Source organism: Streptomyces sp. NPDC003248 (assembly GCF_055563235.1).
Genome location: NZ_JBVHDT010000022.1, coordinates 1 through 24,406, shown reverse-complemented (window position 1 = coordinate 24,406; position 24,406 = coordinate 1). Strand labels below are relative to the sequence as shown.

General features: G+C 70.6%; 28 protein-coding genes and 1 pseudogene. 11 read left to right on the top strand and 18 right to left on the bottom strand.

What is annotated here, in order from left to right; genetic code table 11:
• Positions 1-7: 7 nt before the first annotated feature.
• From ACZ3KJ_RS33190 to ACZ3KJ_RS33155, 8 genes and pseudogenes are all read right to left on the bottom strand, one after another.
• A complete protein-coding gene (locus tag ACZ3KJ_RS33190; RefSeq protein WP_467532463.1) occupies positions 8-964 on the bottom strand; it encodes an AAA family ATPase in 957 nt (318 codons plus the stop codon).
• Positions 961-1,404, bottom strand: a complete 444-nt coding sequence (locus tag ACZ3KJ_RS33185; protein ID WP_467532461.1) for a hypothetical protein — start codon at positions 1,402-1,404, stop codon at positions 961-963. The genes ACZ3KJ_RS33190 and ACZ3KJ_RS33185 overlap by 4 nt, the downstream gene beginning before the upstream one ends.
• A 56-nt stretch (positions 1,405-1,460) precedes the next feature.
• Positions 1,461-1,703 carry a hypothetical protein gene (locus ACZ3KJ_RS33180; protein WP_467532459.1) on the bottom strand — a complete coding sequence of 81 codons (243 nt, stop codon included), beginning with the start codon at positions 1,701-1,703 and terminating at the stop codon, positions 1,461-1,463.
• Positions 1,700-2,215 carry a hypothetical protein gene (locus ACZ3KJ_RS33175; protein ID WP_467532458.1) on the bottom strand — a complete coding sequence of 172 codons (516 nt, stop codon included), beginning with the start codon at positions 2,213-2,215 and terminating at the stop codon, positions 1,700-1,702. Before ACZ3KJ_RS33175 ends, ACZ3KJ_RS33180 begins: the two co-directional genes overlap by 4 nt.
• A 31-nt stretch (positions 2,216-2,246) precedes the next feature.
• A complete protein-coding gene (locus ACZ3KJ_RS33170; protein ID WP_467532456.1) occupies positions 2,247-3,494 on the bottom strand; it encodes a DUF6884 domain-containing protein in 1,248 nt (415 codons plus the stop codon).
• A gap of 179 nt (positions 3,495-3,673) precedes the next feature.
• Positions 3,674-4,798, bottom strand: a complete 1,125-nt coding sequence (locus ACZ3KJ_RS33165; protein ID WP_467532454.1) for a tyrosine-type recombinase/integrase — start codon at positions 4,796-4,798, stop codon at positions 3,674-3,676.
• Positions 4,795-5,370 (bottom strand): hypothetical protein, encoded by a 576-nt coding sequence (locus tag ACZ3KJ_RS33160; RefSeq protein ID WP_467532572.1) that lies wholly within the window; start codon positions 5,368-5,370, stop codon positions 4,795-4,797. Before ACZ3KJ_RS33160 ends, ACZ3KJ_RS33165 begins: the two co-directional genes overlap by 4 nt.
• A gap of 129 nt (positions 5,371-5,499) precedes the next feature.
• A pseudogene (locus tag ACZ3KJ_RS33155) lies at positions 5,500-5,709 on the bottom strand (helix-turn-helix domain-containing protein); the annotation flags it as partial.
• Positions 5,710-5,835: 126 nt separating this feature from the next.
• Between ACZ3KJ_RS33155 and ACZ3KJ_RS33150 the strand changes: the two are divergent.
• From ACZ3KJ_RS33150 to ACZ3KJ_RS33125, 6 genes are all read left to right on the top strand, one after another.
• Positions 5,836-6,219 carry a hypothetical protein gene (locus tag ACZ3KJ_RS33150; RefSeq protein WP_467532452.1) on the top strand — a complete coding sequence of 128 codons (384 nt, stop codon included), beginning with the start codon at positions 5,836-5,838 and terminating at the stop codon, positions 6,217-6,219.
• A gap of 353 nt (positions 6,220-6,572) precedes the next feature.
• Complete coding sequence (locus ACZ3KJ_RS33145; RefSeq protein ID WP_467532450.1) at positions 6,573-7,400, top strand: hypothetical protein; 828 nt, start codon at positions 6,573-6,575, stop codon at positions 7,398-7,400.
• Positions 7,397-8,596, top strand: coding sequence for a hypothetical protein (locus tag ACZ3KJ_RS33140; protein WP_467532448.1), 1,200 nt, complete (start codon positions 7,397-7,399; stop codon positions 8,594-8,596). Before ACZ3KJ_RS33145 ends, ACZ3KJ_RS33140 begins: the two co-directional genes overlap by 4 nt.
• 25 nt (positions 8,597-8,621) lie before the next feature.
• On the top strand, positions 8,622-10,343 hold the full coding sequence (locus ACZ3KJ_RS33135; protein WP_467532446.1) for a hypothetical protein: 1,722 nt from the start codon (positions 8,622-8,624) through the stop codon (positions 10,341-10,343).
• A 508-nt stretch (positions 10,344-10,851) separates the two neighbouring features.
• The gene (locus tag ACZ3KJ_RS33130; protein ID WP_467532444.1) at positions 10,852-11,121 is read left to right on the top strand and encodes a hypothetical protein; all 270 of its coding nucleotides are present in this window, start codon (positions 10,852-10,854) and stop codon (positions 11,119-11,121) included.
• On the top strand, positions 11,114-12,421 hold the full coding sequence (locus ACZ3KJ_RS33125) for a zeta toxin family protein (protein ID WP_467532443.1): 1,308 nt from the start codon (positions 11,114-11,116) through the stop codon (positions 12,419-12,421). The genes ACZ3KJ_RS33130 and ACZ3KJ_RS33125 overlap by 8 nt, the downstream gene beginning before the upstream one ends.
• A gap of 354 nt (positions 12,422-12,775) precedes the next feature.
• Here ACZ3KJ_RS33125 and ACZ3KJ_RS33120 read toward each other — a convergent pair whose 3' ends face one another.
• From ACZ3KJ_RS33120 to ACZ3KJ_RS33110, 3 genes are all read right to left on the bottom strand, one after another.
• On the bottom strand, positions 12,776-13,609 hold the full coding sequence (locus tag ACZ3KJ_RS33120; protein ID WP_467532570.1) for a Crp/Fnr family transcriptional regulator: 834 nt from the start codon (positions 13,607-13,609) through the stop codon (positions 12,776-12,778).
• A 2-nt stretch (positions 13,610-13,611) separates the two neighbouring features.
• Positions 13,612-13,875, bottom strand: coding sequence for a hypothetical protein (locus ACZ3KJ_RS33115; protein WP_467532441.1), 264 nt, complete (start codon positions 13,873-13,875; stop codon positions 13,612-13,614).
• A 710-nt stretch (positions 13,876-14,585) separates the two neighbouring features.
• On the bottom strand, positions 14,586-14,975 hold the full coding sequence (locus ACZ3KJ_RS33110; RefSeq protein WP_467532440.1) for a hypothetical protein: 390 nt from the start codon (positions 14,973-14,975) through the stop codon (positions 14,586-14,588).
• A 657-nt stretch (positions 14,976-15,632) separates the two neighbouring features.
• Here ACZ3KJ_RS33110 and ACZ3KJ_RS33105 point away from each other — a divergent pair.
• The gene (locus ACZ3KJ_RS33105; protein WP_467532438.1) at positions 15,633-16,202 is read left to right on the top strand and encodes a hypothetical protein; all 570 of its coding nucleotides are present in this window, start codon (positions 15,633-15,635) and stop codon (positions 16,200-16,202) included.
• A 9-nt stretch (positions 16,203-16,211) separates the two neighbouring features.
• Here the strand turns inward: ACZ3KJ_RS33105 and ACZ3KJ_RS33100 are convergent, their stop codons facing one another.
• On the bottom strand, positions 16,212-16,337 hold the full coding sequence (locus ACZ3KJ_RS33100; protein ID WP_467532437.1) for a hypothetical protein: 126 nt from the start codon (positions 16,335-16,337) through the stop codon (positions 16,212-16,214).
• Complete coding sequence (locus ACZ3KJ_RS33095) at positions 16,327-16,728, bottom strand: hypothetical protein (RefSeq protein WP_467532436.1); 402 nt, start codon at positions 16,726-16,728, stop codon at positions 16,327-16,329. The genes ACZ3KJ_RS33100 and ACZ3KJ_RS33095 overlap by 11 nt, the downstream gene beginning before the upstream one ends.
• Before the next feature lie 308 nt (positions 16,729-17,036).
• Between ACZ3KJ_RS33095 and ACZ3KJ_RS33090 the strand changes: the two genes are divergently transcribed.
• Complete coding sequence (locus tag ACZ3KJ_RS33090) at positions 17,037-17,237, top strand: hypothetical protein (RefSeq protein WP_397988564.1); 201 nt, start codon at positions 17,037-17,039, stop codon at positions 17,235-17,237.
• 132 nt (positions 17,238-17,369) lie between these two features.
• Here ACZ3KJ_RS33090 and ACZ3KJ_RS33085 read toward each other — a convergent pair whose 3' ends face one another.
• Complete coding sequence (locus tag ACZ3KJ_RS33085; RefSeq protein ID WP_467532433.1) at positions 17,370-17,558, bottom strand: hypothetical protein; 189 nt, start codon at positions 17,556-17,558, stop codon at positions 17,370-17,372.
• A gap of 548 nt (positions 17,559-18,106) precedes the next feature.
• Between ACZ3KJ_RS33085 and ACZ3KJ_RS33080 the strand changes: the two genes are divergently transcribed.
• Positions 18,107-19,018, top strand: coding sequence for a hypothetical protein (locus ACZ3KJ_RS33080; protein WP_467532431.1), 912 nt, complete (start codon positions 18,107-18,109; stop codon positions 19,016-19,018).
• A gap of 166 nt (positions 19,019-19,184) precedes the next feature.
• Here ACZ3KJ_RS33080 and ACZ3KJ_RS33075 read toward each other — a convergent pair whose 3' ends face one another.
• The 4 genes from ACZ3KJ_RS33075 to ACZ3KJ_RS33060 are packed head-to-tail and all read right to left on the bottom strand — an operon-like array spanning position 19,185 to position 22,267.
• Entirely contained in the window at positions 19,185-19,997 is an 813-nt protein-coding gene (locus tag ACZ3KJ_RS33075) for a hypothetical protein (RefSeq protein WP_467532430.1), read from the bottom strand.
• 19 nt (positions 19,998-20,016) lie between these two features.
• Positions 20,017-20,931, bottom strand: a complete 915-nt coding sequence (locus tag ACZ3KJ_RS33070) for an aldo/keto reductase (RefSeq protein WP_467532428.1) — start codon at positions 20,929-20,931, stop codon at positions 20,017-20,019.
• Positions 20,928-22,100, bottom strand: a complete 1,173-nt coding sequence (locus tag ACZ3KJ_RS33065) for a cupin domain-containing protein (RefSeq protein WP_467532427.1) — start codon at positions 22,098-22,100, stop codon at positions 20,928-20,930. Before ACZ3KJ_RS33065 ends, ACZ3KJ_RS33070 begins: the two co-directional genes overlap by 4 nt.
• A 17-nt stretch (positions 22,101-22,117) precedes the next feature.
• Complete coding sequence (locus ACZ3KJ_RS33060; RefSeq protein WP_467532425.1) at positions 22,118-22,267, bottom strand: hypothetical protein; 150 nt, start codon at positions 22,265-22,267, stop codon at positions 22,118-22,120.
• Between the two features lie 165 nt (positions 22,268-22,432).
• Here ACZ3KJ_RS33060 and ACZ3KJ_RS33055 point away from each other — a divergent pair, with 165 nt between their 5' ends.
• Together ACZ3KJ_RS33055 and ACZ3KJ_RS33050 are read left to right on the top strand one after the other, a co-directional pair.
• Positions 22,433-23,767: a hypothetical protein gene (locus ACZ3KJ_RS33055; RefSeq protein WP_467532423.1), complete on the top strand. Its 1,335-nt coding sequence runs from the start codon at positions 22,433-22,435 to the stop codon at positions 23,765-23,767.
• A 116-nt stretch (positions 23,768-23,883) separates the two neighbouring features.
• The gene (locus tag ACZ3KJ_RS33050; RefSeq protein WP_467532421.1) at positions 23,884-24,384 is read left to right on the top strand and encodes a hypothetical protein; all 501 of its coding nucleotides are present in this window, start codon (positions 23,884-23,886) and stop codon (positions 24,382-24,384) included.
• Positions 24,385-24,406: the final 22 nt, after the last annotated feature.

Genomic DNA, 24,406 nt, shown 5'->3' with positions numbered 1-24,406 from the left:
GGAAGGGTCAGCGCGTCGGCCGCACGTGGATCGGGATGTGGATCTCCCCGCCGCCGCAGTCGAAGTCGGACCACTCGTGTTCGGGGGCGAGCGCCCATCCGTTGTCCGTCGCCGCGCGCACCGTCTCCCGGACCGCCTCGGTCCTGCTGGCGTAGTCCCCGAGAGCCACGGACGCGAGCGGCAGGGCGAGGTCGGAGGTGTAGGTGTCCACCGAGGCCAGCCACCTCCCGCCGCTCTGGAGGAGCAGGAGGTGCGTGGCCACCAGACCGGCGCGGGCGGCGAGTTCGAGGTAGCGGGCGTGGTCGGTCTGCATCACCAGCCCCTCGTACTCCGGGAAGTAGTCGCCGAGGTCTCGGTGCGCGTCCTGGTCGCCTTCCTGTGCCTTGCGCAGTACGGCGACGGCATCGGCGATCCGCTCGGGGGCGAGGACGTCGTTGGACACGGTGGCTCCTGTCGGGGTGGGTTCGATGTGGTGCACGGAGGTGAAGCCCTCCCGGAGCAGGGCGTCCGGGGTGGCCTTTCGCGTGAGGTCGTGCTGCCAGCGCAGCGTGTCGTCGGGCACGCGCCGGTTGGCCGGCCGTAGCTCGTTCCGGGTCAGGCAGGTGCCCAGGTCGGGCAGGAAGCGCAGGGCGACGACGGGGCGCCCGTGCCGGCGGGCCCGCTCCACGAGCTGTGCCCGCACGTGGGGCTCCACGTTCGTGCTGTCGAGGAAGACCGTCGCCCCGGTGCTCAGGTGCTGCTCCAGGAGGGCGTTCTGCCGCTCCACGGCGGCCGGGGTGACGGACTGGTCGCCCGCGTCCCCGCCGATCTCGCGCCGCAGGGAGTCGAGGCAGACCACGACGTCGACCGCCGCGGTGTCGGCGTACGTCGACTTGCCCGAAGCGCCGGGGCCGACCGCGACCAGCAGCGTGCCGGGGGCCAGGTCGAGGGCCGGGATGACCAGGAAGCCCGCGGTCGTCGTCATCCCTGCCCCCCGGTCACCCGTTCCCCGGCGGCGGCGAGTTCACCGCGCTCGGCAGCCTCCTCCGCCTCGGTCAGCCGCCGCAGGGCGTCCGCGAGGGTGACCTTCGAGTCGACGCGGGCGGCCTCCGTGAGCGGCTGGTTCAGCGCCTCGTAGCCGATGGTGTAGCCCTCGTGGTAGCGGCACAGCCGGTCGAGTTCGCCGCAGGCCGGGCAGTTCGCCCAGTCAGCGACGTCGTACGGCTCGATCTCCATGGGCACATCACCGGTGGCCGGCAGCTCCAGCGCGGCGTGCGGCCGGGCCACGCCGAGGAAACGCTGAGACCAGTCCTCGGGCAGCGCGCGCACCTGCATGGCGAGCGCGGCGGCCACGGCGGGCTGGTGCTCTATGAGGCGCCGCCACAGCGTGTCCGCCGTGGTCAGCACGTCGGGCGATAACGTCATGTCGTCTCCTCTGGACGGAGTCGGCGGGAGTGGGCAGGTTGATGCGGACCGCCTGGTCACAGTTGGTTGGGTTCGAGTTCGAAGCAGAGGATGTTGGCGTCCTCCAGGAGCATCCCGGTCCGTGCCAGGACGGAGTCCTTCAGATGGGCGATCAGTTCGTTGCAGACCTTGATGCGGGTGGTGGTGGCAGGATCACGAACCACGGTGCCGTGGTCGCCGACCGTCACCTGGTTGCGGTCGGGCCCAAGGGTCCCGCTGAGCGTGATGACCCAGTGGTACTCCACCTCGTGGCTGCTCACTCCTGCTCCTCCTCGTTCTGCCGCCCCTCGGCGTCGCGGTGCGCGTTCCTTCCGCCGAAGAGACCGGGCGGGATACTGACGGTGCCGTCGGCCATGTTCTGGAAGACGGTCCGGAAGACGGCCGTGTCCTCGCGGGTCATGGTGTAGGCGATGGCCTTCTGCCATGAGGGGTGTTCGGGGTCGTAGCGGGGGGCGATGGGAGCCCTGGTGCCCTCGGGCCACCAGCCTTTGCGTACGCCGCGTGGCACCGCGCGGGACAGGGCGATGGTCGGGCCGCGTAGTTCGCCGTCGAAGGCGGCGCGCAGTTCCTCGGCGTCCTTGTCGCCGTCGGCCTCCACGACGAGCTGGGCGAACCTGCGTGCCTTGGCCGGCAGGTCCAGGAGGTAGAGGAAGGCCCGGTCGGTGTCCCACTCGGTGTCGACGCTGACCGCCAGTTCGTGGCGGTGGTCGGCGAGCAGTGCGAGCAGCTTGCGCTCGAACTCGGGCGAGGCGCCCTCGATGACGATCTTCACGATGCTCCTGGTCAGGAATAGGGGAACAAGGTTAGGCGGCAGGAGCGTATTCCTCGGGGCGGGTACGCAGGGCGGTGAGACGGCCGCGCTGGGCTCCGATGCCGAGGTGGGCCAGCGGGGTGCGGGCGTGCGGCCAGACGGCGAGAGCGCGGCGGGTATACGCGCCCGGGGTGAGCAGGACGACATCGGCGCCGGTCAGTCCCAGGGCGGCGGCCTGGGCGCGCAGTTGCTCGGCGGTGACGCTGCCGGGGTCGGCCCAGGTGTGGTCATAGGGTTCGATGACCGTCTCCAGCGGCAGGAGACCGTGCCGGGCGCTGAGTACCAGGACGGTGCCGCCGTGGGCGGTGAGGGCGTCGGCGGTGCGGCGGGCGTGGGTGTGCAGCGAGCCGGTGTAGATCTTCCCGGCCTCGGCGGGGTGGTCCAGCTTGAGCCCGGAGCAGGGGATGACGACCACCGGCCCGGTGGCTGGGGCCCGGGGCGGGACCGTCTCGGCCGGATCGAACAGGCTCAACTGCTCGCCGCGGGCCTGGCGGACCGGCCACCCTGCGGCAACCGGGGCGGGCGCGGGGGCGGCCTCGTCGAGCAGCCGGACGGCGTCGGCCGGGTCGTAGGCGTGGCGGATGTCGACCCAGCCGTACTCGCCGAGGCCCCCGGCGATGGCGTCCGGCTGCTCCCAGGGCGGCAGCGCGGGGTCGTGTGCGGGTACGGAGTCGGGCTGCGGGCCGGTCAGCACGGCTGTGATCACACGGAACGCATGCCAGCGCCAGGTGCGGGCGTGGCAGCGGCGTTCGGAAGGAGTGAGGACGGCGAAGAAGTCGGCGTGCGCGCTGTGCCGGGTCCAGGCACCGTGCATCCGGGCGGCCCAGGAGGCCAGCGACTCGGCGTGCTCCAGCACCCGGGGCAGGGCGGCGGTGTAGCGGGCCACCTCCTCGGCGTCGCCGGTCACCCGCAGCGCTCGCCCGCTGCGGTCCAGGTGGCGGGCGGTCAGTCCGAAGCGGTCGGCGACGGCGATGGCAGCCTCGGCGCGTTGGGGGCCCCGGCCGGCGGCGTAGGGGAAGTCCAGGCGGACCGCCGCACCGCCACGGGTGCGCAGCTGGAGGCGGTCGGCGAGGACGTGCCGTGCGCGGCGGGCAGCGTGACGGGCCGCTAGCGCCTCACCCCACCCGGTGTCCCACAGTGGGCGACGTGCCCGTGTGCCGTCCGGGCGCCGGAGATCACGATCCTCATTTCGCAGGCCGACCCTGCGGGGGATTCTGCCCCGGTTCTCCTTGTTCTGCATGTGCTGAGCATGACGGAGCATGGTCGATCCCGTCTAGCACCCGCAGAATCTTGGCGGGATTCTGCACTCGTTCGGGTGATGCGGTGGTGCGGTGCGTATCGGCTCGGATAATGTGCCGTATCCGAGGTGACAAAGGGGCGTGAGCTGCGCCTTCTTCGCTGCTCACGCCCGTGCGGCGTTCAGGCGTCGCCGTGTTGCAATGCGCCGGCGAGATCGGCGCCAAGCCCGTAGCCGGGGCTGTCGTCCAGAAGCTCCTTGCGCTTGTTGTAGCGCTGAGTGGTGCGAGAGTCCCGGTGTTCTGCCCACTGTTGGACCTTGTCAGGGCGGGCATCCCTCTTCCCCAGGGCGTGGGTGATGGCGTCCACCTTGGTGCCGTGCGGGCCGCGCAGCGGGAGCCCGGCTCGTTTGGCGAGGGACTGGAGCAGCCGCCATACGGCCGGTTCGTCCAGCTGGCCGCCGCTGGCGGTGCAGAACAGCCAGCCTTCGGTGCGGCCGTCGAGGTAGTCCTGGAGGGCGTCCCAGGCTACGGGCGGGATCGGTTTCTTCTTCCGGCCGCCGCCCTTGACCTTCTCCAGCAGCAGCACGTGGTGCCCCCGGTCGTACCCGAGGTCCTCGACACGCGCGTTGAGCAGGGAGTCGATGCGCAGGCAGCAGGTGTAGAGCACGAGCAACAGGGCGTAGGCGCGCTTGCGGTACGCCGCGACGCGGTGTTCGTCGCGGGCGACGGCCAGGAATCGGGCCCACTCTTCCTCGGTGTAGCCGGGTGTGGCGGAGTAGTCCGGGTCGACGTACGGCCGCTGTACGGCGTCGAAGGGATTCTTCACCCCGTCGTCGCTGACCTTGTCCAGGTAGACGAAGAACGAGGAGGCGGCCGACAGGGCGTTCTTGCGCGAGGCATCCGAGAGGGGTTTGCCTGCGCGCGTCATCTCGCCCCGTCGGCCGCCCTTGACCCGTACCCACGTGGGGGCGGTCTCCAGGTACAGGCGGAAGGTGTCGGCGAGCCCGAACTTCACGGCCATCGGGTGAGCACCGTGTTCGCGGGCGAACTCCTCGAACGCGCGGAAGCCGCGGGCATACGACTTCTGCGTGTTCACCGAACGCTGGTGCGCGATCCAGGAGGCCGCGAGGGTCGGCAGCACGTCGTCGGCGCCATACAGGCCGACGAGGAAGTCGTACAGCTTCCGTGCGTGCTCCGGCCAGAGGTCTCGCGGGTCTCGGTGCAGCGTGACCAGCGTCGCCCGCAGCAAGCGCTCCGGCGCACCGGCAGTCGCCCGCTCGACCGAGGGCATGTCGGCCGCCGTCACGCCTCGCCCTTTCGGTCCGAGGCCGAGTCGCTCGCCGGAGCCTCACCGGACTGTTCCTCCACCCGCCTTCGGTACTGCGCAGCGAGCGCCTCTACGGCCAGGGGCGCGTCCGTGTCGGCGGATCGGCCCGATCGGGCCAGCTCCGTGATGGCTGCCAGAAGCATGACCTGGGCGCCGAACTCCGGTGAGGTCTGCACGCGGCCGTGGGCGATCAGGTTGCGTACCCGTTGGAGGCTGCGTTCGAACTCGGAGAAGGCCTCAGCAACGACCTGGCGCTCGCTGGCATTGAGGGCTCGGAACGGCGGTGCGTCCTCGGGACGTTCGGTCCCCTCCTGGAACACGTTGGTGATCTTGGCCGTCCATTCCTCTCGCTCGTCGGGGGCCAGGCGGGCGGCCAGGCCGTCGGCTACCGTCCGCGCGCCGGCCGTGGACTGCCCCGACAGCGCCCGGTGCACGGCGGACCGGGACAGCCCCGTGGCGTTTGCGACCTCTCGCACACTTGGTCGCCCCGCCAGCTCATACAGGTCATAGAGAACGGTGCGCTGCTGCGTCTCCCGGGCGGCAGAGGCCATCACTCTGTTCGCGCCAGGGGGCAGCTCGCCCAGGGCCTCGCCCGCAACCGTCCCGGTTGCCCGGGAGTCTGTCTCTCCCACGGCGGGCTCTCGGGCCGTTAGCCAGAGCTGGCGCAGCCTCTCCCGCTGGGCGGAGGCGTTGGTGGCGCGGACAACGGCGTCGACGACAAACCAGGTGGGGATCCTTCGGCCCGCGAGGGCATCGCTAAGTGTCGTCCTGCCGAACCCGGTTCTCCGAGCGAGCTGATCGAGGGTCAGGCCCTCGGCGGCGCGCAACTCCCGTAGCCGCAGGGCCAACTCCCGCAGAGGCTGCGGAACATCTGTCGGGACTGGCCTCACGGGCCTTCCTGCCACCCTGACCTCCAAGTTTGTCCAATTTTCGCGCGCGTCCCTATTATTCGGGGACACCGGTGTTCCGGGGCCGATCCGCGGTCTCCGGCGGGTGATCCTCACTGAGGGGGAGACATGACGGACACGCAGAACCTGTTCGTCGGCTTCGGGTTGGTCGCTGTCGCGATATTCGCGGTCGTGGGTTCCCAGCTGGCTCCGGCCGACCCGGCCACCGGTGCCGTGCCGCCGAAGAAGAGGTGCAACTGGGCGGCCGGGGCGGCGTTCGCCACCGTGGTCAACCTGGGCGTGCTGTTCCAGTCGCTGGACCTGGAGCACGGCCTGCCAGCCGGCGGCCGCATCGGTGGCGTCGGCATCGGCGTGATGTGCGCCGTCCTGGCCGCCCTCCTCGCGTACGTCGTGCACGGCGACGAGGAGCGCGGATCCCGGTGGCGGAAGACCGGCATCGTCTTCACCGCGGCCATGGCCGTCCTCGCCGTGGTGGTGATGGTCGTCGCCTGACGCGCCCGTCCACGAGGATGCCCACCCCCGCGTGTGTGCCGGGCGGAGCCGACGCTCCGCCCGGCACACACATGTCCGGGTGGGCGCGAAACGGCCGCAGGGCCAGCACCCAGACCGGCATGTCGGTCGATCCGCCCGAATGCGCCACATCCTGAACCGGCATCAGCATAGGCACAGGATAACCGTAATTATCCTGTGAGTTCGGGGCGCCGCCAGGAACGTCACCCACGGGCTGACGCGGACTCGGCGTCAGGGTGAAGCTGACGATCTCATTCGGTCAGAATCTGTCTGACGCTCGCCAGTTGTCAGCTTTTGACTGACGAATGGTGCTCGTCAGCTCTAGGCTGACGGTCATGACCGAGATCGAGGTGCCCACCGCCGCGGCGGACCCGGAGCCCGCCCATCCGTACACCGAGACCGCTCTGGCTCGGATCCTTCTGTGCGACGCCTATCGGGAGGCTGCCGAGACCGCACTCGCCCGCATCCCCACCGACACCGACGGGTCCGCCCTGGCCGGACCGGGCGACTTTGTCCGAGAGGCCGCCAGTCTGCTGGCCCTCGCCGAGGACGTGATGCGCCGCGCCGCCGTCTACGAACGTGAGCGCGGCACCAGCTGGGAGGAGATCGGCGAGGCCCTCGGCATCACCAAGCAGTCGGCGCACAAGCGGTTCGCCGGCGCCGTCGAGGCCTGGCGGGCCCCCCTCGACCGGCCCGCCCGCGTGCTGCCCGACGGCACCCCCGACGACGACCGTATCCCTTACGGCGCCCGGTACGCCGCCGGCGCCCCCGAGCCGAAGCACGGCACCGCCGAAAATCACGCGCAAGGCCTGGAGCGGTGGCTGCTCCAGCACACCGGCCCGACCGACCACTGGTACGGCGACGAGCACCCGGTGACCGACGGCCTGCCCCGGCACTCCACCACCTCCATGCTGATGCTCCTCGGCAGCGTCTCCGCCCGCTTGCTGGAGGACCAGCTGGTGCCCGACCCGCGTGCCGAAGCCGACGTCGCCGAACGGAGGGCGGCGCTGTACGAACGGATGCTCCGCGAGGACACCGTCGTCCCCGCCGAAATCCACCGGTGGATCGAGAAGGACCGGGCCCGCGCCGCCGCGCTGCGCGCCACCCCCGGCACCGGCACCCCCTGGCCCGCCACCGAGGACAACTCCAAGGAGACGCCGTGAGCCGCACCCGGCAAGCCGCCCGCCTCGCCGCCCACCTCAGCGACATCACCGACGTCCGCGTCGAGCTGGTCTACGACACCGGCGCCGTCTGGCACCTGAACTGGACCGACGGCCCGCTCCGCGACGAGATGCGCGCCCGTCTCGGCGAAGCGCTGGCCGACCACCGCTTCGCCGAGATGCGAGACCGCACCATCACCACCCACCGGGGCACCTCGAACCGGGCGTGGGCGGCACGGGCCATCGCCTCCCGCCGCGAGGGCACCCTCGCCCCTGCCGTCGCCGAGGGCGCCGCCTGGCACCGCACCCACCTGTCCGACTTCCGGCCACTCGGCGGAGACAGGCTCACGCCGGAGGCCCACGCCCTGCTGCGGCACATCGACGACCTGATCGAGGCCACGCCCTACCCGGACCGGGCCAGCGCCCCCGAGGACGAGCCGCTCATCGAGGAGCTCCTTGCCGCCGGGAGCCGCGAGCTTCCCCACGGAGGCCGAACGGTCAGCGAGTTCGACATGGCCCGGGTCCTGCTCAACGCGGACCGGGCCCCCTCCGCAGACCAGCCTCCGCAGCTGCGCCCTCTGTCGAGTCCGACCCCGGCCGCGCCGCGGATCAGCATGGACGCGGAGGCGGCCGCGCAGGCGGAGACGGCGACCGCCCGATTCCTGCGCGCCCTGCCCGGAGCCCGGGAAGTGACCACCACCGGGGAACTCTCCGCGATCCTCGCCCGGCTTCCCGAGGACACCCCGCTCTTCCTCACCGACCACGTCGTCTCTCATCCGGGTCCAGTCGCCGACCCCGTGCACGCTGTGGTAGCCCACCTCACCTCCGGCGCGGAGCCGGCCGACCCCACGGACCCGGACAGCGAGTACCGGATGCTGCCCGCGCTGGGGCTGACCACCATCCGCGTCGACAGCACCCAGAACGCCGGCACCGAGTTCGAGCGGGACGGCGTCGAGCCGAACGACCCGCTCACCCGCGCCGAAGACCGGCTGGCGTCACGCGGCGACCTGGACGGCGGCATCCGTGACGCCGCCCACGTCGTTGATCTGGTCGCCCGACTGCTCGACGAGGGCGCCAAGTTCATTCCGACCGACCACGAGGCACACGCCACCGTCACCGTGGAGACATCCCGGCTGCGGCACGCCGCCGAGCGGCTGCGCAAGGCCGCCCCGGACGCCCAGAAGGCCAGCGAACAGTGACCGACCCTGACGCGAAAGGAAGGCCGTGGCCACCGACCACGCACAACTGTGGAATGCGCTGAACCCGCGTCAGCAGTACTACCTGAAGACCATCTTCGAGGAGGACCAGCGCCGGGAGGCCGCGCAGCGGGCGGCCGGCGCCTCGGGGAACTGGAACCGCACTCCCGCCTCCGAGTGGCGCACGATCGACGCCTACCACGAACCGGCCGTGCCCGACCTGGTGGGCCGTACCGAACTCCAGCTCCGTTGGCGCGGCGCCGGGCACCACGACCAGGGCACCGGTTCCACCGTCAAGGTCCTGGTCTCACACGACCTGATCACTCTCGACGCTCGGGCCACCCGCTTCGGGCGGATGCACCAGGTAGCCATGACCAAGCAGGGCCGGGCCGTGATGCGGTGGGTGACCAAGCCGCGCGCCTCCCGGACGAAGGTGCCGCTCAAGGAGCGGGCCGCCGAGGTCCTCGGACAGCTCTACGACGCGTCCAGCAGCCGCAAGGGATATCTGGACTGGGCGCGCTCGCCCACCATCGACAAGGAGCTCATCCCGCGCGGGCTGGCCCGCTCGCGCGGCGCCTACCTGGGGTTCGAGATCACCGAGGAGGGCGTCGCCCACCTTGCCGAGCACCACGCCGCCTACGCCGCGGCGTACCCGGAGCTTAACCTGCCCGACCCGTCGGGCGGGGTCGGCTGGCCGGAGGAGGCAGACCGGCTGCTCGACGGGCTGCAAGCCGAGTGCCGGTCGCTCGCCCGCTCCGCCGAGACGGCCGGGGCGAAGGCGCAGGAGGAACGCACACGGGCCGACGCCGAGTTCAAGGAGGAGTTCCACCGGCAGACGGGGGAGCTGGCACTGGCCATGTACCGGGAGGTCTTCGACCTCAAGCGCGCTCACGCCAAGGCCCTGGCCGACACCTACGACGGCTACCGGGAGCAGATGCACACCGTACTGGCGGAGCGTCTGCCGCAGTACACCGCGGCCACGCTCGCCGCGGTGACCGCGCTCGTCGAGGGCGCCGACCCGGTGACAGCGATCCGTACGCAGACGGCGGCCGCCGTGGCGGAACTGCCGGCGTACACCCCGACCGGGGTGGCCGCGGTCGACGTGGAGGGCGAGCGGCTGCACGCGGAGTGCCAGGGCAAGCGGCCGCGCCGGGCGACCACCACCCGCAAGGGCAAGGCGAAGGCCGCCGCCGGGCTCCACACCGAGGCCGTGCCCAGCCCGGCGCGCGGCACCGCACTCGAACAGCCCTGGGCACTGGCCGTGCACCTGCACCGCGCCCTGCGGGACGGCTATCTCTACCGGCTGCTCAACGCTCCGCCGGAGGAGGATCAGCCGCGCAGGCGCCGCCCGGCCGGGCTGCTGGACAAGCCCGCTCTGCGGCTGCTCGTCACCCTGGTGGCCACCGAGAATCCCCGGCGGGCCCATCACGCCCGCACCGAGGTCGAACGGTACGGGCGGGCGACCGAGGAGGAGCTGGCGACGATTCCGCGCGGCTTGATGTCGTACGAGGTCAAGCAGGCCACCCGCAGTACGAAGGCGCCCGCATTACTCGTCGACCAGGGCCTTGCCGAGTACACGAACCTGGCCCGGTTCGACGCCTACGGCCACTACGGGGACAACTGGCCGCTGCTGCACGTAACCCAGGCCGGGCGGGACCATCTCACCGAACACCGTGTGGCCTACGCCGAATTCCACCCTGACGTCCCTCTTCCCTCGCAGGCACCCTCGGTCACCGAGGCCGACGGCTGAGAATTCCCTGTCCACCCTCGCGGCCCATTCGCCCCGCCGATTCCCCGGCGACGGTGCACGGGCCGCGGTGCCGTCCGGCGCGCACCGGGCCGTACTCCCGCCTCCTTGCCGCGCCGGTCGGTTCCGCGGGAGCGGGGGCTCGGGGGCCGGCGAAGGCCCCCGACAGCCACCGGGCCCAGCCACTCACGCTCTTGAACCGAGGAGAACCACCCTTGTCCAGGCACCGACGATGTGAACCTCGCCCAGATCAGCCGGAGTAGGCCACCAGTCCCCATCGACAACCAGCCCCGGATCCGGAAGCCCCCGCCCGCCGTCCAATTCGTTGGCGCGCCAACGACGGAGCGCGTCGAAACCTGCACAAGTGGGTCGTCGACCGGGAGGTTGTCTCCGAGGAAGGCGACCCGCTGTAGGCCCCAGCCGGACAGGCGGGGACATATTCAGTATCTGATCAGGTCCGGCATGCAGTAGACCACGATAATGATCATTTCCGACCACCCGAAGGAGCCCGGTGCCCACGGAAGCGATAGACCCGTACAAGGACGTTCCGACCGCCGCCATCTACGACAGCTTCGCCGAGGCCGCCACACGCCTGACCGGCCGCTACATACGCCTGTCGGACACCGCGACCACCGACGAGGAACGCAACCGCTGGCGGCAGAAGGTCCTCGAGCTGCGTGACACGAAGAGGGACGTGCCCGCCCACGACCGCGCCCAGCTGATCGCCCACATCACCGAGTGGGAAGCCGAACTCGCGCGCCTGAGCGACGCCCGTGGCTGAGGCACGCGACTACTTCCTCACCGAGGAACAGCTACGGGCCCGGTTCGAAGAATACGTCCGCGACTTCGTCTTCTCCGGCCACTCCCGCCAGGATCAGCCGGTTCTGATCCTGGCGGGAGCCCAGCCGGCCGCGGGCAAGAGCCAGGCGATGGCGGCCGCCGAACAGCGACGCCGGGACCGGGACCTGGTCCCGCTGACCGGGGACGAACTGCGGGCCTTCCACCCCCAGTACGAGCTGCTGCTGCGCGACGAGCCGCTGCTGTTCCCCAACGCCACGGCGCAGGCCTCCGGGGCATGGGTGCGCATGAGCATCGAGCACGCGCGCACCCACCGCTACAGCCTGATCCTCGAGGGCGTATTCCGGAACCCGGAGATGGTGATGGCCACCGCGGCCGAGTTCGCCGACGCCGAGTACGAGGTCGAGGTCCTCGCGCTCGGCGTGCGGGCCGAGCGCAGCCGCCTGGACTCCCTGCACCGCTACCTGGAGTCCGGTCGCTGGACACCGCCCACCGCCCACGACAGCGCGTACACGGCGATGCCCAAGACCATCGCGGCCGCCGAAGACAGCCCGGCCGTCCGGCGGCTCACCATCACGGACCGGACCGGCGCCGACCTGTACGTCAACGAACGCGGCGACTCCGGCCTGTGGCGTGCTGCGCCTGCCGGAGTCGCCGCCCTCCAGGAGAGCCGGGCGCGGCCGCTTCCCTCTGAGGAGGCTGCCGGGTGGCTCGCCCGACACCAGGACACCCTCCTCGCGTTCGCGGCCCGCGGTGAGATCAGTGAGAGCACCCTTCCAGTGCTGCGCGCCGTCACCCAGGACGCCGACACGGTCGCTGCCATGGCCTCCGAGCAGAGCGCCGCCCGGCGCGAGTACGACGCCATCCGGCCCCTGCTGCACGCGCTGGTGTCCCGTCCGGTGACCTCCGCTGGCACTCTGCCGCTGCCCCTCGTCCCCGACGAACTGCTGGCCTCCCGCGCCGGCCGCTCTGCCGATACCGTCGTCCGGGTCGCCCAGGAGAGGGCTCACCGCTCCGCTCTCCCGCCCGCGGACCGGGACGTGCAGGAGGCCTTCCGCCACCGCCTGGACGCACGGCTCCGCGGCACCAGCACGGATGCGCAACCGGCGTCGGCGACCGCCGAGCTCAGGCGTCCGTCGACGGCCGCGGCACGTTCGCGGTCCACGACGGTCCGCCGGGCACCTGGCCAGGCTCCCCCCGCTCAAAGGCCCGCCGAACAGCCTCCGCACCTGCGGCAACAGCAAGGTCCCGACCGCAGAAAGGGGCAAGGTCCCACCGTCTGACCACACGCAGGACGAGGAACACGGAGCCCGGCGATCCGTTGCCCGGGCCACCCGCAGGAAACCGTGCTCGCGTCCGCCGCGGTAGCCGGCGCCTGACCGCTTGGACCGGCGAGGCCGGCGGGGGAACCCTGAAGTGATCAAGGTCACTCGTCGAGAGCGCCGGAAAATACGTGAGTACGGCAGAGAGGCGCAAAGGCTCGTAAAAGCATCGTTAAGCCCGTTTATGAGGTCGATTATCTCGACGCCAAGCTAATTATCGATCAGGTTGATCGAAAGCGAAAGGGGTGGGCGGGCGAAATGAAGCCCGCCTCCGGGGCTGGGCTCCGGAGGCGGACGCTTACCAAATGTTGACTACTAAACCTCTGTCGATCCTGTGACAGTCTGGGAAAGGGTGCGGACCCGTCCGAACGATGCCAGCTCCCGCTCGTCGGGGAACCGGTACTGGCGGTAGCCGGTCGAGACGAGGTTGAGGGAGCGCAGGGTCTTGAGGGCGTTCTCGATGGTGGCGCGGCTGACGGCCAGGGCATCGGCGAGGTCGCTCTGAGAGGGGCCCTCGATCATGCGGCCGTACCTCCCGCACGGAACGGCGCACCGCTCCAGGAGGTGGACGAAGAGGCCGGCGAGCCGCTGCTCCGGGGGAAGGCTGCGGCGACTGTAGACCCGCTCTCCCGTCACGAGCTGATCGGCGAGGACCTTCCCCAGCGCGGCCGCGAGCATCCCGTTGTGGAAGGCGAAGTTGCGCATCCGGGACAGGGGGATGGCCAGCGTCGTCGTCGTGTTGAGGCACCGTGCGGTCGGGGCGTGGAGGTCGGGGTTGAAGATTTCGGCTACCCCGAGAACGGCTCCGCTCCCATGGATCCGCACCGTGGCGTCCTCTCCGTACGCGGACTCCTCGTAGACGCAGCCTGACAGCACTATGTGCACGGTGGTGCCGACCGAGCCCCTCAGCTGGCTGTTGCGGGTGCCCATGCGGCTCGCCATGCCGCCGGCGAACTCATGGCGGGTGCTGCGGGACAGCTCGGACAGGAAGGGGTTGAGGTCGATGAGCGCCTGCATCGCGCGAGGACCGGAGACGTCGTGGCCCACGCGTCCGGTCTCCTCGTCGAAGGCGTACACCGAGCTGCCCAGCACCATGGCGCGGGTGCGGGGGTCCCGCCGTCTGAACGGAGACCCGGAGGGGAAGTCCATGGTCACCGGAGGCCTCCGTCGTCCGCCGTGGCAGCGGAAGGGGCGCTCAGCGGGGCGGCCCCGCCGGATCCGGCGGGTGCGACGGTGACGGTAGTCGCGGGGGCCGGGGTCGCCGGTGCCGACGGTTCCGAAAGCGGTGTGACGATGCGGGGGACGACGGCGAACAGGACGGCGATCGCCCCCAGGACGGCCGCGATCCGCGCCGGAGTGGACGACAGGAGCTTGACGACGAGCACGGCGGTTGCCGCGGTGATCGCAACGATCATGACCGCAGCCGTAAGGAAATCCATTCCCTCGGTCCTTCTGAAGTTGTGCGAGTTTTGGCCGGTCCAGCGAAGTAACTTGGACATAAGAGGCCCAGAGTCGAGTGGTTAGGTCGACAAAAGAACGGGCCGCTCTTGATCGAGCAGGATATAGCACGGTGCTTCTGTCACGAAAACGTCAGCAGGGGACAGGACCCGGAAGGCCCGGCCCACGCGTTTCACAACCCGATCCGCATTCCATAGGGGGCGGGAATTACCAATGGGTAACACTCAACAATCCCGAACTCTGGGGAATGGATCTACAGGTTGGGCCGTTACATTCAACAGAGCTGACGTTGCGCCTTGGCCGGTCCAGCGGCAGCCTGTTGGGGCCCCCTCTGGGGGTGGTTCCCCGGAGGGCCCCGACCCAGAGAACCGCCTCCCACCTGCGGGGACACAACCGAAGACACTCACCTGAACAAACGAGTGGCGGCACCGGACGGTGCCGCCACTCGTCGTTTCGAAGGCGAGGCCGAAGGCCTATTCATCCCGTTTTATGGAGCGGGGGCTGAGCGGAGTCTACGGGGTGGGTCTGACAATGCCGCTCCGTTCCGCTGTGGTCGAACCCACACAGGCGACCTGGAATGTTCCGGCGGCTGAACAACGGTCAGAGCGCATGACGGCCACGACCGGCAGCGGGTGCGGGCAGTCCTGAGGACAGTGGCACATCAGGTCTACAGGGATGCCCGGTTGCCGATGTACTTCGTCGTCTCGCAGGCCACCCGGCTGATGCCGACGAAGCGGACACACACCTTGACGCCCGTGCCCTGCTGGAAGGCGGACCACTTGTGGCTGATGGTCCTGCCCACCCGTCGGGCGGTCTGCGCCCTGCCGAGCTGGGTGCCGTCCAGGGTGAGCCGGACGGTCCGTGACCTTGCGGAGTCCGGCGGGTTGGCCCAGATCGCCGTGACGGAGTTCCAGTCGTTGCGGCCCTCCAGGCGGATACACACCTGGGGTCCCGACCAGTGGTGAGTGCAGGCACTGGAGTCCGCTGCCGCCGGCGCCGCAGCCGGGACGATGACCGTCAGCGCCAGCGCTGTGCTCAGGCAGGTGATCCGCTTCATGACGTGCCCAACTGGCACACGGGACGCCACGGGACGCCGCACCCCATGCAATCACCCCTGCGGGCGAACGCCCCCGAGCCGCACCCCCGGGAGCCGAAACCGCCCCGGGGATCTCGGTGAGCACATTGAACTTTACGGAACAGACCGTTACCCCAGCCCGATCCGCCGGGCCGCGCCGCGCTCCGCACTGTCTCCACGGACCTCCGCCTCCCCACGGCTCTCTGATGGCGGTCGGTGGTCTGTTCCGTAAAGTTCGGCCGCTCGGGCAACCGGGGTGTACAGCCGCTCCTGCGGCCGCCCGGTCCCCGGTCGGCCGCCCCTGCACCGTGCCGCCCGAGCCGGCCGACGAGGACGCGCCGACGGATGTCCGTTACCTGTGCGGCCTCGGGGAACATCGGTACAGCGGTTATCGGTGAGAACGATCTTGTTCAGAGAGTGAGGGCGCCGGGCCGGGATCGTGGGAAGGTCCTGGCTGCCGTTGAGCGGCTGGCAGCGGGCGAGGAGCCCTCGGTGCACGGCGGGGACGGCGGTGACGCGCAGGGTGATGCCCTGTGGGGGATCCACCATCATCATGACGCCGACCACCGACAGACATTACCTTCGCTCAACTCCGGTCAGACTCCCGGCACCGGACGGCGGGTGGGCAGGATGGCCCGCATGGACCAAGGATGGGCGGCCCTCATCGCCGCTACAGCAGCCGGCCTGTTCGGCATCGGCGGCGTCCTCACCGGCATCGTCGTCGGCCGCCGCCAGACCACCGACCAGGCCCACGTCGAGCACGGCCAGTGGCTGCGCGGGCAACGCCAGGAGGCTTACCTGGCGCTCCTGGACGGCTGGGATGCCGAGTTGGCGGAACTCCGGAGCATCCAGGACCGATGGGATGCGGATGTCTTGGACTGGCAGGAGACGGGTGGCCCGGGCGTGCATCCGTCCATGGCTGCGAAGGAGACTCTGACGGCCGCGTGGGGAAGGTTGCGGCGTCTGGTGGAGCGGGTGGACCTGCTGGGCCCGCAGAAGGCACACGAGGCGATGCGGGATCTGGAAGACGCGTTCATCAGGATGCGGGACCAGATCCGCGACCAGGGGGAGGGCGAGGCTCCGTGGGTGGATCAGGAGGCGTGGGGGCGGGCTCTGGCACGGGCGACGATGGCGCGCACAGGGTTTCAATTGGCGGCTGCGGACGTGCTGCGCACGCCACCGAGCCCGAAGGGTGAGCCGCTGCTGTGAGGATCCGTCCTACAGCAGGTTGGCCACGATCAGCACGACGGCGACGACCGCGACGATGAACCACCACGGCGGCCCCGGCAGGCGGGTGTAGCGGCCGCGAATGTCCCGTTGCTGTACCCGCCGCCTACGCGTCACTGTCGTCCTCATCCGGCCAGGGCCCGCCCAGGCTGGAGAGGGGGCCCGTGGCACTGCGGAGCTCCGCGCTTGCCTGTTGGAGGCGCTCCCGGGCGTCCCGCAGGGCACTCGTCACCGCGACCACTTCGTCGAAGATGTCCTTCTGCGACGTCTCCGCGGCCGGTTTACCGGCGAGGCGGATGGCGTTGTTGTCGTGCAGCCGGGTCAGGCCGGCTTCCGTCTGCTGTAACGCCTGCGGCAGCCGCTCCACCAGGACGGCGAGGGCGTCGACGACCTCGGACACGGCACCCGGGGTCTCGTATGCCTTCGCGGTGACGGTGATCTGGTTGAGCTGCTGGATCGCGTCGGCGGCGGTGCGGGCGAGGTCAGCAGGGTCGGGGCTGTCGGGCATGCGGGGCTCCAGGACGGATCGTCGGCAGGGCATCCAGTGTTCCAGCCGGGGCGGACGGGCGGGGCAGGAACGCTGGAGGCTCGGTGGTGGCCTGCGGCTGCTATCACGGCCCCGCTGTTCCCCGAAGCCGGACATGCTATTTCCAGGCGTCCGCCCAGCCGTTACTGCGGTTCCGTCGTGGACGCGAAGGCGCAGACCTGCTGTCACCAGAACTTTCCAGCCCAAGATCAATCTCACCGATAACCGCTGTACGACTGTTCCCGATGGCCGCTGTGGCACCCGACCGCGCGCTAAGGCAGCATCTCCGCATGGTCAACTACGTGCCCTCCCCTGACGAGGTGGCCGCCGCACAGACCCCCAACGGCGGCTGGTCGAAGAAACAGCTTGCGGAATGGGGTGTCCCCTGGCCTCCGCCGACGGGCTGGCGCAAGCACCTAGAGGCCAAGTGGAGGGGCGAGGACGTCGGGCCGTTGCCTCGCGAGGAGCCGGACCAAGACGCCCTCTTCTGACGGATCACGGCCATGGGGAAGATTGACGGTCAACCCTAAGCCGTTCATCTTGGAAGACCGGGTGAAAGACCGCAGGGGCCCCGCACGGCATCGCGCGGGGCCCCGTGGCGTCTGCCGGCGACGCGCCGCGGGCTACCACACGCGGTGCTGGACCCACAGCACGGCCAGGGTGACGCAGCCGGTGCCGGAGCCGTACGCCAGGCCGAGCAGGAACCGGCGGCGCATGAGGACGAGCGTCCGGCGTGCCCGGGTCATCAGGCGCTCGAAGCGGCTCGGCTCACTCGGCTCGTCGCTGGCGGCATCTATCGTGCGATGATGCATGGAGATTCCCCCTAGGGATCGTTCGAGAAGCCTCACCCTCCTGGTGGCTGCCAGGACTGCCGGGTGAGGCTTTCTCACTGTGTGAACGAGTTCCACTGTAGGGGCTTGGCGAGCGGCCGCTGGGCGCCTATTGAGCCCCCTCGGGAGCCCTCCTTTCGCGTTCAGCAGCCCTTGTTGCAGGGAGAGTTGCAGCGCCCCCGAGGACGAACCTCGGGACAGGCTTATGAACTTCACCGGGCGGCTCGCCCGGATGTGTTAGGGGGTGGAGTGAGCGTGCGGCCGCCGGAATCTGCGCTTCCACCACCGAAGAGGGATGGGTCAAAATTGGGTAAAGCTACGGAGTGCGCCTGCGGAGCCTTGGCCTCGGCGGTCCGTAGACCGTCGTATGCGAGTTCCCGTTGGAGGTCGCGCTAGAGTTCGCCGGCGGCGACGAGGCCGCAGCTCGGCGCCGCCCTACACCGAGGAGGAGGCGGCCCGCTTCCACTCTGTGCAGCGGGCCTTGCACCGGCGACTGCCCCGGCGCCGTGTGGGGTTCCTAGAGTGGCGGGATGACCAGCGCGACCATGACCCCGGACCCCTACGCGATCCTGCGCGGGTGGCTGTCCGGGGTGTACGTGCGGCCCGACGGCCAAGAGGTCCGCGGCCGGGCCTGGGACGACGACACCCGCTACCGCTACGGCCTGCTACTCGCCGGCATCGACGCCTCGCCCGGATGGCGAGGCGACTGGTTCAGCTACATCGGCGATCTCGTCTGGCACTTCGAGTCCCTGCACGTCCAGGACTGGGCCGCCCGGCTCACCAATCTCGATGGCACCCCCGTGGCACCCGCCTCCCGCGGCCGCGCCGTATCCGCCCTGCGCAGCTTCTACACCCACTGCGAGGAGGACCTCGGCGCCGCCCGCTGGAACCTGCCGCCGCGCCGTGCGCTCGCCGGGCCCACCCCGCCGGCCGCGCGCGAGCAGCTCACCCGTTTCCAGACCGACGCACTGCGCACCGCGGCCGACCGCTACCGCGGCCCTCACCCCGAACGCGCCCGTCTCGCCGTCTACATGACCCTCGCAGGCCTGCGCCCGGGCCAGTCCATCGCCGTCGTCGTCCAACACATCCAGCGTGATAACGCCGCCGGGCCCACCTGGCGCCTGCCCGCCAAGAACAACAGCGCCAGCGCCGTCTCCGCCCTCCAGCCGATCCCCAGGCCGGTGGTGTGGGCGCTGGACGAGTACCTGCCGGTACGCCCCCACAAATCTCCCCACTCCACCGAAGCGGAAGGCCCCCTGCTGCTCTCGCGTACCGGGCGCGGACTGGACCGGGTTACCTTCCCCCGGTTGCTGCGCGACGTTGCCGCTACTCACCCCGACCTGAAGGACATCGCTCCCGCCCTGCTGCCGGACGCCGTCGCGCACTCGCCAAACCCGTTCGCCGACGCCGCTCCCCCGACACGCGGCCCCTTTCCTCGCTGACCACCCACCCGCAGCAACTCACCTCTTAAGAGGTGAGTTGCTCGACGAAAAGAGGCCGTACTCAACGGCATGATCACCGGCGTCAGCGGCGAACTGCCACCAAGCCATGCCCCGTCGGCGTGACCGCACAGGTGATCGGCTGGGTCAGGCACCGGACAGCCGCGCGTCAACCGCCCCGACTTGAGCGGCCGCGTAGTTCTTCAGCCCACGAACTGAGCGAGTCTTCCAGAATGCGGTTGTGCCCCCGCTCCACGGTCTGTAGCAGCATCGCGCACACTGTGGCTTCGGCAGCCAGTGCGGCAGGGCTGCCAAGGGCCGGGAACGCCGCATCGACGCGGGCGGCGACGCGCGGCTGCGGCAGGGAGTAGGCGTAGAGCATCGCGGCGTCGAACCCCTGCGGAGCCGCTCCCCAGGCCTCCCAGTCGAGAACTCGCAGAGGAGCGGCGGTGAGGTTGGCCCAGTGCAGATCGCCGTGGGCGGTGTTCCAGCGCGTCGCGGGCGGGGCCGGGATGCCGAGGAACTGGGGGATGGCCCGCTCCATGTACTGAGTTCGGACGGCGACGCGGTCGGTGGCGGCGGCCGCGAGCTTCCGCAGCGTCTGCGTCAGGTCCGTCCACCAGGAATCGGGCAGTTCGAGGTCCTGGCTCAGGATCGGGGTGGGGGACAGGACCGGTTCGCCGACGTGGGCCAACAGTTCGGCCCGGTAGGCGGTGTCGTCGTCGACCCGGTCGTGGACTGCGAGGAGGGCGGGACGGCGGCCGTCGAGGTCGCCGAGCGTTCGCTGCGCGTCAACGGCGCCGTCCCACAGCTTTCCGGAGGCCTTGGCCTGCGGAGCGGCTACCAAGCGCAGCCAAGCCGGTTGGTCGGCAGCGGTGCGGGCCGGTGCACCCAGGGTGCGCCCGGCCCAGCCCCAGAACTCACCGTCGGGCTCGACCTCCACGGCCAGGGCCTGCGCCGCACGCCGGTGGTGGGCGCGCATTCGCTGCTCGATCGCGGGGTCAGGCGGAGGCGAGTACACCAGTGATCTTCCGTAGTCGTTCGTGGTCCAGGGGTGGTTGGGCGACCACGTCGGTGGCCTGCTGCCAGTGTTCCGCACTGGAGGCGGCCACGAGGACCTGTGTCACCCCTGGGCATGACGCCGTGGTCAGGATGCATGCCTGTGCGGGCGTCAGGCCCGGCCGGACCAGGTCGACGAGTTCCTGGTCGATCATCTCCGGCAGTTCACCGCCGTGCAGGGGTGCCGAGGCCATCACCTGAAGGCCTGCCCTGGCGGCATGCCACAGCGTGCCGCGTCCGCGCAGGGCCTGCTCTATCGGTGCCATGCTCACCAGGCTGACCGGCAGTTGGACCGCCTTCAGGTGGTGGTGGTAGGGCCCGCCGGCGGCTTCCGATGCCAGAGCCTTCAGCAGCGGAACGGAGAAGGTCTCGTGCTCGAAGCCGTGCCAGGTGGCCACCCCGTACCCGCCGATGTGTCCGGCCGCCGCCTCTTCCTCAAGGACGGTGAAGGCGTCGCGGATGACCCGGTAGAGGGCTGCGCGGTCGTTCGGGTGCGCTCTTTCGGGGTTGTGCAGCAGGACCAGGTCCAGGTGGTCGCGGCGTAGTTCGAGGCGGTTGCGCCGGATCTGCCAGCGCACGTAGTCGGGTGCGAGGCTGTGCCCGGTGAGCGCCTGGTCGGTAGTCAGGGCGCCGTCGAGGATTGCGGCGCCTGCCGTGGCCGCCGTGAAGTAGCCGACCTTCGTGGAGACGTGCACCGTCGAGTGGGCCGCCAGAGTGGGGGCCAGCAGGGTCTGTGCACGGCCCGTGCAGTAGTTGGGGGCCGTGTCGATCCACTGCGTGCCGGAGGCGGCCGCGCGGGCGGCCGCCTCCGGGATGGCCCTGCACCGGTAGGTGCCCAGGGCGAGCTGTGCTGTCACGGCCTGCTCCCGACCGCTGCGGCCTGCCCGGTGACGAGGACCTGGACGAGCCCGGTCACGGACTCCATGTCCAGGCCGGCGGCCGCGGCGAGCGGGGCCAGGGCGACGGTCTTTCCGCCGACCAGCGGGCGCAGGACGGCTTCGGCGGCCGGGGCGAACTCGTAGGTGTTCCCGGCGGCCGCCAGCGTCACCGCGTCGTCGTCGGCCTCCAGCACGGCGCGGGCCGTGGTCAGCCGGACGCACAGGTCGGGGTCGGCCGGGATGCCGTCGACGTACGGCAGGCTCGGTGCCATGCGGCCGGGGTCCCGGCCGTCCATCGCCCGGGTGTAGCGGGCGATCAGCGTCGGGTCGTCGAGCTCCTCGGCGAGGAGCTTGCGCAGCCGGTGCAGGGCTTCGGCCTGGAGGGTGGGGTCGCTGAGCCGGGGGAGGTCGCGGCGCCATTCCTCGTGGCCGAGCAGCTGCTCGGCGACCCATGTCACCAGGTCGGTAGCGGTGTGGGTCTGGAGCCCGCACGTGACGTGCAGGGAGCGGGTGCCCTGGTCGGCGGCGACCGCGTGCCAGATCCCGCGGGGGACGTAGAGCACGTCACCGGTGTGCAGCACCAGGTCTGCGACCGGCTTGGCGGGCGGTTCGGCGGGGGTCTCGATGTCCCGGTGCAGCGGGAAGGGACGGGTGGTGCCGTACAGGCGCCACCGTTTGCTGCCGTCGAGCTGGACGACGACGGTGTCGTGGTCGTCCCAGTGGATGCCGAAGCCCTCGGTGCCCGTCCACGAGGCATACAGGTTGGCCTGCACCCGGGTGCGCAGGGCCCGTTCGATGTCTTCAGCGAGCCGGGCAATGGGCCGGTGCATCTCGTCGACGGAGTCCAGGACGAGGGAGGCTCCGGCGGCGAGGCGGGCGTGCAGGTCGGCAGGCTGAAGCCGCCGCCAGACCGTGTGCCTGCGGGTCGTCACCGGTTCGCTGTAGGAGGTCACGGCGAGCGGTGCGCCGTCCTGGTGCAGCCGCATCCGGGGCGGTTCCAGCCGGTGCATGGTCAGCAGTGAGTCGAGGTCGTCCCAGGTCATCAGCCCAGAGACGTCGACGGCGCCGGGGAAGTGGCGGAAGTCGCGGTGCAGTGCCTGGGCGAGGAACTCCTCGCCCAGGCATGCCGCGATCGACGGAGTCGTCATCGCGTGGTTCCGTCTCGTCAGTCGTTCGAGTCCGAGACGCCGGAGGAACCGCCGTCCGAGGGGGTGGCGGTCCGCGACCGTGCGGCGGTGATCAGGTGACGGGAGCGCAGCAGGCCACCGGACGGGGCCGGGGTCGCGGCGGGCGGGGGCGGAACGGGAACCGGCATGGGTCCTCCTCCACTGGTAGGTCGGCCGGGCCAGGACGGCACGGCCAGGGCTCCGCCAGTGAAGCCGTGGGCGACGCGGCCGGTAACCCCCATCGTGGGGGCCCCACGGTGGGGGTATCGTCTGCGCTGACTCTCCGTCACGCTACGAGAGCTGAGGGGGAACTTGTGGGCGACTTGGTGCCGTCACCAGCTCGGGTTCCGCACCGTCTGCTGTTCGATCCGGTGTTCGTTCGTGCCGTCCGCAGCCGTGATTTCCCGACCGTGTTCGCTCTGGCGCGGGACGCCGGGGTCAGCTTCTACCGGATCGGGGACGCCTGCGGCATGAAGCCCGAGCGGGTCTCCAAGATCGCCCGTGGTGAGGCGACGGTGACCACGCTCGACACGATCGAGCGTGTTGCGGACGCACTTCGGATTCCTGGTGCCCTTCTGGGCCTTGCTGCGCGACCCTGGGAGAACAGCTCCCCGATGCCCCTCCCGGAGTCCGACGATGGAGACGACCCGATGATCCGCCGCACGCTGCTACGCGGCGCGCTCGCCGCCGGCCTCACCGGAACGGCGCTCACGGCTCTGACCGACACCCGCCAGTCGATGGACGTCGCGCTCGCAGCCGACACCACCCCCGCCGACCTGTCCGACCTGGAAGCAGCCGCCGAGACGTACGGCTACGGCTACCACGGCCAGTCGCCCACCCGAGTGCTGGCCGATCTGGTGAGCGATCTGGCCGGCCTGCGGCCCTATCTCGACAGCCCGCAGCCGGTCGCCACCCGCATCAGGGTGTGCCGCACCGCAGGGCAGATGGCAGGGATGACGGCCGTCGTGCTCCACGACCTCGGCGTGCGGAAGGAGTCACGAGCCTGGTTCGCCACCGCCGCCACGGCGGCCGAGGAATCCGGCGACAGCCAGCTGCACGCGTGGGTGCTCGCGCGCGAGGCCATGGTCCCGCTCAACTACGGCGCACCGCAGGCCGCATCCGTGCTTGCCGAGAGGGCCCGCCGGCTCGCCGGGGCCCGGCCGACCGCCGCGGCGACCCTGGCGGCCGCCGTCGCTGCCCGCGCCTGCGCCCTGTCCCGCCAGCCCGAGCAGGCCCGCCAGGCACTTGCAGCAGCTGACACGCTCATGGACCGGCTCGATGCCACCGCGCGGGCCGATACCTGGCTCACCCACGGCGAACAGAAGCATCACGTCCACCTCAGCCACGCGCTCACCGCGCTCGGCGACACCCGGCGGGCCCGCGCGAGCCAGCAGCGCGCCCTGGAACTGTCCGCGCCGACCAGCACCATGACCCGCTCACTGCTGGCCATTGACGCCGCTTCCTGTGACCATCACGACGGCGACACCGAGCAGGCATGCCGGCGGACGGTCACCGTCCTGTCCGGCCTCCCTGCCGCCTACCGCACCGGACTCGTCCGGCGGCGCGCGCTGGACCTGTACCACTCGATTCCCTCCCAGCACCAGCATGAGGGCGCCGTGCGCGAGTTGCGGGACATCCTGTCAGCCTGAAATCGACGAAGGCCCCACCGAGGTCCAGTGCCTTCCTGGAAGATGAGTGCCGCCGGACCGATGCTCGCGACCTCGGCAGTCACCCGCCCTCTTGACCGATGGGTACATGTACCGGTGTGACCAGACTCCAGTGGGCGCGCATCGTGGACCGGGCCGCCGACATCGTCACCAGCTATGACGAGGTCGGCGGCTGCACGCTTCGCCAGGCGTACTACCGGCTCGTCTCAGCGGGCCTGATCCCGCATACCGCGCCGACATACCGGCGCCTGTCGGCCCGTCTCGCCCAGGCCCGCAGGGAAGAGCGCTTCCCTGATCTCATCGACCCGCTACGCGAGGTCCACGTTCCGCCGGCATGGCCCGGCGCTGGCGAGTTCCTGCGGGCCGTGCCGGACTGGTTCGCCCTGGACAGGACCGCTGGCCAGACCGCCGCCTTGTACGTCGCGTGCGAGAAGGACACACTGCGGGCGCAGATGACCGGCTGGGTGCAAGGTGCAGGCGTGCCCGTCCTCGTGGTGAGAGGATTCGGCAGCCAGAGCTACGTGCAGGTCCGGCCCCGGGGATCACTGGAACCGTGGTTGGCGCTGAGATTGATCATGGTCGTCGTGGGCCTAGCGTGAAGATCAGACGAGGGGCTGGCCA

Bases quoted from the DNA above. Each gene is read 5' to 3' on its own strand.
- ACZ3KJ_RS33105 (WP_467532438.1), top strand. From the start codon at position 15,633: ATGGACCAAGGATGGGCGGCCCTCATCGCCGCTACAGCAGCCGGCCTG.
- ACZ3KJ_RS33170 (WP_467532456.1), bottom strand. From the start codon at position 3,494: ATGCAGAACAAGGAGAACCGGGGCAGAATCCCCCGCAGGGTCGGCCTG.
- ACZ3KJ_RS33090 (WP_397988564.1), top strand. From the start codon at position 17,037: ATGGTCAACTACGTGCCCTCCCCTGACGAGGTGGCCGCCGCACAGACC.
- ACZ3KJ_RS33150 (WP_467532452.1), top strand. From the start codon at position 5,836: ATGACGGACACGCAGAACCTGTTCGTCGGCTTCGGGTTGGTCGCTGTC.
- ACZ3KJ_RS33185 (WP_467532461.1), bottom strand. From the start codon at position 1,404: ATGACGTTATCGCCCGACGTGCTGACCACGGCGGACACGCTGTGGCGG.
- ACZ3KJ_RS33120 (WP_467532570.1), bottom strand. From the start codon at position 13,609: ATGGACTTCCCCTCCGGGTCTCCGTTCAGACGGCGGGACCCCCGCACC.
- ACZ3KJ_RS33065 (WP_467532427.1), bottom strand. From the start codon at position 22,100: ATGACGACTCCGTCGATCGCGGCATGCCTGGGCGAGGAGTTCCTCGCC.
- ACZ3KJ_RS33160 (WP_467532572.1), bottom strand. From the start codon at position 5,370: ATGGCCTCTGCCGCCCGGGAGACGCAGCAGCGCACCGTTCTCTATGAC.
- ACZ3KJ_RS33060 (WP_467532425.1), bottom strand. From the start codon at position 22,267: ATGCCGGTTCCCGTTCCGCCCCCGCCCGCCGCGACCCCGGCCCCGTCC.
- ACZ3KJ_RS33190 (WP_467532463.1), bottom strand. From the start codon at position 964: ATGACGACGACCGCGGGCTTCCTGGTCATCCCGGCCCTCGACCTGGCC.
- ACZ3KJ_RS33075 (WP_467532430.1), bottom strand. From the start codon at position 19,997: ATGCGCGCCCACCACCGGCGTGCGGCGCAGGCCCTGGCCGTGGAGGTC.
- ACZ3KJ_RS33145 (WP_467532450.1), top strand. From the start codon at position 6,573: ATGACCGAGATCGAGGTGCCCACCGCCGCGGCGGACCCGGAGCCCGCC.
- ACZ3KJ_RS33080 (WP_467532431.1), top strand. From the start codon at position 18,107: ATGACCAGCGCGACCATGACCCCGGACCCCTACGCGATCCTGCGCGGG.
- ACZ3KJ_RS33110 (WP_467532440.1), bottom strand. From the start codon at position 14,975: ATGAAGCGGATCACCTGCCTGAGCACAGCGCTGGCGCTGACGGTCATC.
- ACZ3KJ_RS33085 (WP_467532433.1), bottom strand. From the start codon at position 17,558: ATGCATCATCGCACGATAGATGCCGCCAGCGACGAGCCGAGTGAGCCG.
- ACZ3KJ_RS33095 (WP_467532436.1), bottom strand. From the start codon at position 16,728: ATGCCCGACAGCCCCGACCCTGCTGACCTCGCCCGCACCGCCGCCGAC.
- ACZ3KJ_RS33115 (WP_467532441.1), bottom strand. From the start codon at position 13,875: ATGATCGTTGCGATCACCGCGGCAACCGCCGTGCTCGTCGTCAAGCTC.